The sequence below is a fragment of the Marinobacter sp. genome (assembly GCF_052094685.1).
Taxonomy (GTDB): Bacteria; Pseudomonadota; Gammaproteobacteria; order Pseudomonadales; family Oleiphilaceae; genus Marinobacter.
This window is the reverse complement of the sequence record NZ_JBQDKB010000124.1, coordinates 1-8,655: the sequence shown is the minus strand read 5'-3', so window position 1 is coordinate 8,655 and position 8,655 is coordinate 1. Positions and strand designations below refer to the sequence as shown.

General features: G+C 52.3%; 8 protein-coding genes. 1 reads left to right on the top strand and 7 read right to left on the bottom strand.

The genetic code is table 11. The features are described 5' to 3' along the window. Both trhO and ACTH3S_RS16860 read right to left on the bottom strand, forming a co-directional pair. Nucleotides 1–697, bottom strand: a 697-nt coding sequence (gene trhO / locus ACTH3S_RS16865) for an oxygen-dependent tRNA uridine(34) hydroxylase TrhO (protein ID WP_441810176.1), incomplete at its 3' end; no start/stop codon positions are given. A gap of 137 nt (nt 698–834) precedes the next feature. Beyond that, nucleotides 835–1,563: a DsbA family protein gene (locus ACTH3S_RS16860; protein ID WP_441810175.1), complete on the bottom strand. Its 729-nt coding sequence runs from the start codon at nt 1,561–1,563 to the stop codon at nt 835–837. A gap of 130 nt (nt 1,564–1,693) precedes the next feature. On the opposite strand from ACTH3S_RS16860, the gene ACTH3S_RS16855 reads away from it, so the two are divergent. Continuing rightward, the gene (locus tag ACTH3S_RS16855; protein ID WP_441810174.1) at nt 1,694–2,659 is read left to right on the top strand and encodes an NAD(P)H-dependent flavin oxidoreductase; all 966 of its coding nucleotides are present in this window, start codon (nt 1,694–1,696) and stop codon (nt 2,657–2,659) included. Between the two features lie 37 nt (nt 2,660–2,696). Here the strand turns inward: ACTH3S_RS16855 and ACTH3S_RS16850 are convergent, their stop codons facing one another. The 5 genes from ACTH3S_RS16850 to ACTH3S_RS16830 all read right to left on the bottom strand — a co-directional run. Continuing rightward, nucleotides 2,697–4,637, bottom strand: coding sequence for a methyl-accepting chemotaxis protein (locus ACTH3S_RS16850; RefSeq protein WP_441810173.1), 1,941 nt, complete (start codon nt 4,635–4,637; stop codon nt 2,697–2,699). 193 nt (nt 4,638–4,830) lie between these two features. Next, nucleotides 4,831–6,312, bottom strand: a complete 1,482-nt coding sequence (locus ACTH3S_RS16845) for a DUF5666 domain-containing protein (RefSeq protein WP_441810172.1) — start codon at nt 6,310–6,312, stop codon at nt 4,831–4,833. 55 nt (nt 6,313–6,367) lie between these two features. After that, a complete protein-coding gene (locus tag ACTH3S_RS16840; RefSeq protein WP_441810170.1) occupies nt 6,368–6,769 on the bottom strand; it encodes a hypothetical protein in 402 nt (133 codons plus the stop codon). Continuing rightward, on the bottom strand, nt 6,766–7,644 hold the full coding sequence (locus tag ACTH3S_RS16835) for a DUF6502 family protein (protein ID WP_441810169.1): 879 nt from the start codon (nt 7,642–7,644) through the stop codon (nt 6,766–6,768). Before ACTH3S_RS16835 ends, ACTH3S_RS16840 begins: the two co-directional genes overlap by 4 nt. A 91-nt stretch (nt 7,645–7,735) precedes the next feature. After that, nucleotides 7,736–8,655: DUF5666 domain-containing protein (locus tag ACTH3S_RS16830; protein ID WP_441810168.1), on the bottom strand; the 920-nt coding region annotated here is incomplete at its 5' end.

Here is an 8,655-nt window from a genome sequence, read left to right as displayed (position 1 = left end):
CCGTAACCCGGTCGTCAAATACAAAACATTCACCTTTCCAGAGACTTTGCTCTTCCGGCACCTCTTCCAGATATTTCAAAATGCCGCCTTTAAGGTGATAAACCTCCTCAAAACCCTGCTCTCTCAAATACGCCGTGGACTTTTCGCAACGAATGCCACCGGTACAGAACATGGCAACCTTTTTATGCTTGGCCGGATCAAGGTTCTGTTTCACATAATCTGGAAACTCGCGGAAGGTATCTGTTGCGGGGTTAACGGCATGCTTGAACGTGCCAATTTCCACTTCGTACTGATTACGAGTATCTACAAGAAGAACCTCTGGGTCTGAAATCAGAGCATTCCATTCGTCTGGCTCTACATACGTGCCAACGATCCGTTTAGGATCAATGCCATCCACCCCCATGGTGACAATCTCTTTCTTGAGCTTTACCTTGGTTCGTTTGAACGGCTGGGTATCTACAAACGATTCCTTGTAATCGATCCCTTCAAAGCGCTCATCACTGGCCAGCCAAGCCTGCACCGTATCGATACCCTGCCGGTTTCCGGCAATCGTGCCATTAATGCCTTCTCGAGCCAGCAACAAGGTGCCGTGCACGCCGTTGGCGAGCATCGTTTCTAGCAGTGGTTGGCGAAGGATTTTGTAATCATTCAGAACAGCAAACTTATAAAGCGCACAGACAACAACGTTGTTGCTCATAGAGATTCTCCTGCGGACCGGACCGTAAATCCGGAGCATGGCTTGTATATCTGGAAGGCCGAAGCCTGAGAGGGAGCAAATTTTAACCCACTCAGGCTTTTGTTCAAGTCAGGGCTGACCGAAGCGACGGGAAAAGGTTATTTGTTGGTACGGGAAAGCTCCCGCTCCACAACGGCCGAAAGCTGTCCCCAGCCTGGGCGGGTGAGGCGAATGTTATCCACCAGCACGGTTGGTGTGCTGGTTACCTGCAACTGCATGGCAACACGACGGCTATCTTCAACGGCTTCACGGTGCAGTTCGCTTGTCATACAGAGACGAAAGCGACGCTCCTCAAGCCCTATCTCGTTGCCATACCGAGTAAAGGTGGCTGTGGGATCGTTTGATCCACTCCATTCTGATTGCGAGTCATAGAGGCGGTCGTGCATATCCCAGTACGCACCTTGGTCGCCGGCACATCGCGCCGCTTGTGCCGCAGGAAACGCGTTCTGGTGCTGCCGCAACGGTAACTCAAAATACACGAATCGGACTTTCCCCGCGTCCACATACTCCCGCTTTAGCCGCTTGCTGGCCTTGGCAAACGCGCCACAGGCCGGGCATTGGAAGTCTGCAAACTCCCGCACAACAACGGGCGCATCTTCAGCACCCACAGAAACGCCGTACTGGTCCAGTTCCACAGGAAAAGCCTCTGCGCCAGGCACGGCAACCGGCAGTTCGCCAGATGTGGGCTTAGGGGCAGCCGTTAGAAAGAATACACCCAAAATAATGCTGGCCAGAATCAGCACGCTTACTCCGATAACCAAAGGCTTTCGTGAACTGGCCTTCGGCGACGGCGCGCCAGTTTGTTTACGACGATTAGCTTCACCCATTGTGCACTCCTTTGTTGTTCTCGATACATAACTCGGTGTTTGCGTAGCTGGCGAACATTCCCACGATCGCTCAGGCAGGCTAAGATCCTTTATATCCTACAAAATTTCCAATACAAATGAAGGAGATCTCATGTCACTTCCTGCTTTTCGCACAGATTCTCTCAGCCTGCCTTTGGTCGCGGCGCCCATGTTTCTGATTTCAGGTCCTGAAATGGCGCTTGCGTGCTGCCGGGAAGGCATAGTTGGCAGCTTTCCCGCTCTCAACCAACGCACAAGCGAAGGGTTTGAAGAGTGGCTGATTCAGATGAATGAAGATCTCGGGAAGCTGAAAGAAAAAAACCCCGAAGCCAACATTGCCCCCTATGCCGTCAACCTGATCGTGCACCGCTCCAATCCTCGCTGGCAGGCTGATCTGGAATTGTGCGTAAAGCATGAGGTACCCATCATCATCACCTCGCTGGGCGCAGCCAGCCAGGTGGTCGAAGCTGCGCACAGCTATGGCGGCGTAGTCTTCCACGACGTAACCAATCAAAAACACGCTCGCAAAGCTGCCGAAGCGGGCGTAGATGGCATTATCGCGGTCTCAGCCGGTGCTGGTGGCCATGCAGGCACCATCAACCCTGTTGTGCTGGTGCACGAAATTCGCGAAGTGTTTGATGGCATCATTTTGCTGGCCGGCGGGCTCTCCCGTGGCGAAGACGTACTGGCCGCACGGGCCTTGGGCGCAGACTTAGCCTATATGGGCACGCGCTTCATCAACACCACAGAATCCAGGGCGGAAGACGCCTACCGCAACATGGTTATCGAAGCTGTATCCGGCGATATCATTCATACTCCGGCGGTTTCAGGCATACCCGCGAGCTTTATGCGGCAAAGCCTAGAGGCCGCGGGTTTTCCCATGGATAAACTAAACCAAGCGGGCGAGATCAATTACGGTGAAAAGCTCAAGCCAGTGGATGACGAAGCCAAAGCTTGGAAAACCGTATGGTCAGCTGGTCAGGGGGTCAGCCAGATTACCGACGTAGTGAGTGTGCAAGCACTCGTATCACGCCTCAAACAGGAATATGCAGACGCACGGGTGCGCATCTGCGGTTAAACAGGCTCAACGTTTTAAATCAAGGCCTCCCATTACGTTACACGCGGAATTGGGAGGCCTTGGTCTGAAGTGCAGCAAGCAGCTCGCTGATTTTCGAACTGGCGTTGTCTGAGCGTTGAATGGCCTCAACCGTGGTCGAAGATGACCGGGCGATATCCTCAATGCTAACGCTGAGCTTGCCGGCCTGCTGGCCCTCCTGTTCCGCCACAGACGAAATGCTCAAGGCCTGCTCTTGCAAGCTATTGAGCAACTGGTTGATCTGATCGAAATGCTCATCCGCCCGGCGGAACTCGGCAGACGATTCCGCAACCTGCTCCGACACATCACCAATTACCAAGACAGCCTGTTTGCTGCCTTGCTGCAACTTCGCAATAATGGCTTCAATTTCGGTGGTGGACTTCTGGGTTCGGCTAGCCAGGGTTCTCACCTCATCGGCAACTACCGCAAAACCTCGGCCCGACTCCCCCGCCCTCGCAGCCTCAATGGCCGCATTAAGAGCAAGAAGGTTGGTTTGCTCCGCAATGGCGCCGATAACCGACAGCACAGATGCAATTTCTGTGCTTTGGTTGTTGAGTGTACTAACCGCTGCCACGGCTTTTTCCACGTTTGATACCACTTCATCCAAACGATCGCGCACGTTCCGTGATATCCCTGCGGTCGCCTCACTCTCAGCGCTCACGCTGCGCACAGCACCGGCAACCTCCTGAATATTGCCTGCAACGCCGGCAATGCTATGGGACATAGCCGCCATAGTTTCAGATACTTGGGCCACTTCCTGCTGCTGAGCATTAACCGCCGAAACCGCATCCCGGCTCACTTCTCCCTGGGCTTGAGCTTGCCCGACGGCAGACTCTGCAGAACTCTTAACATCGGATACCAATTCCTGAATGCGGGCAATAAACTGGTTAACACCTCTAGCCATTTCAGTCAGTTCATCGTTGCCCTTCAGATTCACGCGGCGGGTCAGATCGGCTTCTCCATCGGCAATACCACGAATGGCGGAGTTCAGGCGTAGAATTCTTGGCAGCACGCCCCCACCGAGCACAATCGCCATCAAAATCAAGAGAATAATCATAGAACAGACAGCGACTACGGTTAGGCTAGACGACAAGCCAGATGCTTCTTCCCGAAGGGCATCTACTGTATTGCTGATACTCGATTGCGTATCTGCCCCCATGGCCGCCAACTGCTGTTGCAGCCGCTGATTAACCTGATCGGTTTCCGCTTCAAGCATTTGGCCCGAGGCATCGATAGTACCCGCCAGGGTCGCGCTGAACTCTTCTTCCAACTGAGCAAGATCGCGGTTAATGCCCTCTAGTGACAGCCCAAGCTTCAACTGCCCAATAGCGGAACCTTTTGGCTTTATATCAGCAGTAATGATGACAATATTCGGATCGCGGCTTGCCGCATCCAGCACGCGGTTGGCCGCCCCACGGCCATCGCCCTGTTTCATCAGTTGGACCACACGCTCATCGGTACGATCAACGTACCGAGTCATGCGCTCGCCATACTGATCGAAATACACAGCAAACAGCACCGAGTCTCTAGCGTCTGCCAGCTCTACCAGATCAGTCAGCCGAGGCACGTCTCTGTCCCAGATTAGCGGTGCAGCAACCGCTGCCAGCACCTCTGCCAACCCTTGTGTTTCAGCCATAACTGCGTTGCGCACGTTCTCTGCAATTCGTTGCTGCTGCTCGGTTTGTTGGCGCGTAAGTTCTGCAGCCAGCTCGCCAATACTTTCCTCACGCATGGTTTCCAACCGCACACGAACATCGTCCCGGGTTTTTTCAAAGGAGTCGCTGAGCTGATCACTGCTCGCTTCAAGTGCTGAGCCCGCGGTACTGACCAAGCGATCAACCTGTTCTGAGATTAACCACTGGCTAATCAAAACTTGTGCCAGCCCCGCGACAATCAAAACCAGAAAAACAGGACGAAGCAGCCTGCTGGAGATCAGACTTTTTAGGAAACGAGAGGCCATTGGAGCTCCACTATCACGTTTACTCAGGTATCCAGAGTATTTGTTTTTGTACCCGCTATGGTGCGGCTAACTATAGTTGTAGCAAAACAAGCGAAGAAGGGGAGCTTCTTTATGTAGGGTTTTGTTGCGGGTAAGAGTACGGGAGGAAAAAGCGGAGGCGATCTATCTTTAGACTGCCTCAGCTACAATACACTCAGTCCAGCTGAATCTCGGTAGCTCTGTAGCCAGTACCAACCGGAATTTTCTCATATTTTACTTCCAGAGAAACTTTTCCAGGCCCTGCCAATTTCACTTTAAGGTCATTGAGGCTGGTGTCTTTAAAGGTGGCTCCGACCGTACCAATCTTGAGGCCAAGTATGTTGATGTCCGAACCATCTATGCTATCAAGCGCTGCTTCAATCTCGTACTCACCGTCTTTCTCGGAGGTCTGTTCCAGCTCAACTTGTAGTGCTTCCACATACCTCAATCCTGACGGGTCTTTCTTTGCAAGCCCGGACACTTCTACCGATATGAACTGTGCCTCAGGAGGCGAGGGGTAAAGATCATTTGTCGTAAGTCTTTCGTCACTGTCGTCATCGGTAATTATCGTTCGTGACGTGACATGAATCCGCACCCCACCCGTCACGAAATGGTTCGTACTGCGATCAAAAGGCACATCAATATTACCCTCAACTTCAGCATCACCCTCACGAGCTTCAATTTCGCTAGCTAGAATCTCGGTTGGAGAAACAAACTTGCCTTCGACCTGTACCAACATGCCTGCTTTCAGGTCAGCAATGGTAATGTCATCCCGATCTGTATCGCCCGTTACCGTAATCGTAAGATCATTCAATCCGAACGATTGTGTGCGTTTGTTAAAATCAGACGACACTGGCCCAGCCAGTTCCATATCTTCGCCACGCCTCTGGTAGCGGCGGAAATCATCCCGTTGAATACGGCTAGCGAAGAGAACCCCGCCGACCAATTTACCTTCAACCTCAAAATAAGCGCTCTGCTCGTTCAAGTTTTCAGCCGAAAGCCCACTGCTAAACTCTGCGCTGCTAAAATCGATTGTGAGGCCATTCATTCTGAACTGAGTGCCTGTTAATGACCCGCTATCCACCGGCCCCTCTACTTCAACTGGATCGCCACCATAGTTTTTTGGATCAACGCCAATGTAGCTTGCCCGGTACTTGCCGTTCGCTTGCCGCCAAGCACTTACACGTACAAAATCGCCATCCGAAAAACTGGCAAATTGCTTTCCCTTCAATACCGTTTGAGCATCTGCAAACACAGGCTGATTGTGAATTTTGAATTCAAGCCGTTTCTCAGCGCTGTCAGTAGTCAAACCAGAAACTATGCCCCGCAAGCTGTCGTCATACTCCATAGATTTAGCTTGGCCAGTTCCATTTTTCTGCCATTTACCTTCAATCCGAAGAATCATCCCTTTTTGAAGGTCGCCTTCATTATCAAGACCGTCATTGCTTGTGACCTTCCGGTTCAGAATCTTGTCAGTAAAGAACTCCACCCCATTCACAAACACACTACCAAACCCCGAAACGGGCCCAACACTGGAGCCGGTGCCGCGAATTCCACCATCCGCTACTGTGGTCTCGCCGCCACACGCTGAAAGCAGGCTAAAAGTGAGTGCGGCCGCCAATGTGGTCAGCAGGCGTTTTCGGGATGTAAATTTCATTGTGCTCTCCGTATCGGATAGCGCCGCTGCGCGGCGGCGTCCGGGAATACTGATATCAAGTTTCGTCGCTCTGTCGCCTGCCAACACTTCTGCCGGGGCTGTGCGTTTGGCGTCTCACCCTAGGTGAGGTTTCAAAACTGGGGACGTCGTGCACATAAGTGCTTCGTCTTAGCAGCACGTGGCCACTGCTCAACTGCTCTATAATGCCTTTGCGTAGTAACTCATTAAGAACCACGGTGGGTGCAAACCCCGGGTTCACCGCCTTTACAAGCTGGCTGAAGGTGGGCTCGCTCTGGTTGTTCACCGCCAGCAGAACCGGGTGCAAGTTCTCATCAAGAAACGCCATAGCGCTGATCCAATGGCTCACAACTTCGCGGCTCGGGGCAGACAAAATGGTGCTTGCCAGTTCGGTAGGTTCCCAGCGACACAAAAATTTAGGCTGGCTGCTAGAATTCATGATGTTTTCTCTCTTTTAGAGCCGGGCTGAGGTGCTTCTTTAAACGCTGCTTCTTCAAAATAGAAGACACTCACACCTGTTCTGAACGAGTCGTGCCGTGAATCATTAGGCAGGTTGCCCGACACATCACGATCTTTTGGCCCCAGCCACGAGTCCAATTGTTCCAGCAGTGCCTGGGATTGCTCCGCAGCATGCTTGCGCCAAGCCTCCATAACGTCCGGAGGAATGTTGTTGTACGTCAGTGTGCGCTGGAACAACGGCTGTCGGCCGCCTTCGCCACAAACCAAGTTGTGATCTACTGTGGCTATAAGATCTGATACGTCCTCACCGAAGATCTGGAGCATTTCTTTGCTGTCTCCGGCTGGCACGTAGGCTCTTTGCTTCAGGGTTAGCTTGCCGGTATCGCTATCTACAGACACCACGCCAACCCTTAGCAATTCATCAAGTACAGAACGCGGGGGCATATCGCCGCTGTACTTCTTTGCCAGTTCGCAAAAACTCAGCGGCCCATCAAATGCAAGTATAGCTGGCTCGCCTACTGAATCTTGAAAGGTGGCATCGTGCACCCAGCCTGAAACCACGCGGGAGGCACGATTGGTATGCAGAATATCCGATTTACCCGTGTGCTGCCCGGCAAGAATTTCCCGCTGACGCTTAACCTCTTTGCGCGTCAACCCTGTCATGACCGCCGCACCAGAATCGGTAGGCTTGCGCCGTTCACCGGGGAAGTCCTCCAGTGCTGCTTCCACGTAGGCTCGCTTAACCAATTCAGAAAATTCCCCGTAAGGAATACCGTTACGCAGCAGCAACCTCGCAAGAGGTCGCAGAATGCGGAACAGGGCCTGATGCAATGGATTGATGTGAGCTTCTTTCATATTTGGGATTGTATTCCCATTGTAAACAGAGGGCCAGACTCTCTGTGTTACCAGTCAGTCCAGCCCAAAATTCGGTGGAGAGCAATCGCGTTTAATCGTCTACCTCGATCTTCACGATGCGGTACTCACCACCTTCCTTCTTATACTCGATCTCAACTTCGTCGCCTTCCTGGAAGCCCGACAGGCTTACATCAGCCTGAAGCTCTAACCCCATCACCGTGATGGATGTATCGGTAAGGCTGCTAATTTTGCCTTCCAACTCCAGCTCACCGCCATCATCGCGCTCAATGTAAAACGCAACCAGGCCCCCGCCATTTTCAGCAGTCTCTCGGCCTTCAATCTCGAGATAGTCACCCACGTTCAGAGTCTCAAGATCCTGAGTGCGCATGGTTACAGATTCTTGGGCATCTTCAGTTTCTTCATCTTCAACCAGTGTGCTGTCGGTCAGCATGACTCGCACGCCGCTGACGACAAGAACTTCACCGCCGCGCTCTTTGTTTTCGATAAAGCCGGACAACTCAGCATCGCCGTCACGCATTTCAATTTCTTCGGCAACAATGATTCCGTTCCGGTATTCGCCCTCTATCTTGATTTCAGCGCCTTCGGTGAGGCGATCCAGAATAATGTCATCGTCAAGATCCGTATCCTCGTTCACCTGAATGGCAAAACCATTGAGCTGGAACTGGCGGGTGCTTTCGTCGTATGCCACGGTAACGGCACCTGATATCTCAACGTCATCGTTATTGTCGAATAGGTCGTCTTCAAACTCGACTTCCTCGGCAATCAACTTGCCATCTACAAGCTTGCCTTCAACCTCAACAACCACGCCGTTTTTCAGATCGTCTTGGACGCCGTCGTCAAATTCTGCTGAGGTGAAATCAATAACCAACTCTTTGAATTTGAAGGTTTGCGTATCTGCATCAAGGTTTGAAACAACACCCTCTACTTCCACTTTGTGCCATTCGCCAACCCAGCCACTGCCGATTTCTTTCGCGCCCACAAAGGTTGCCT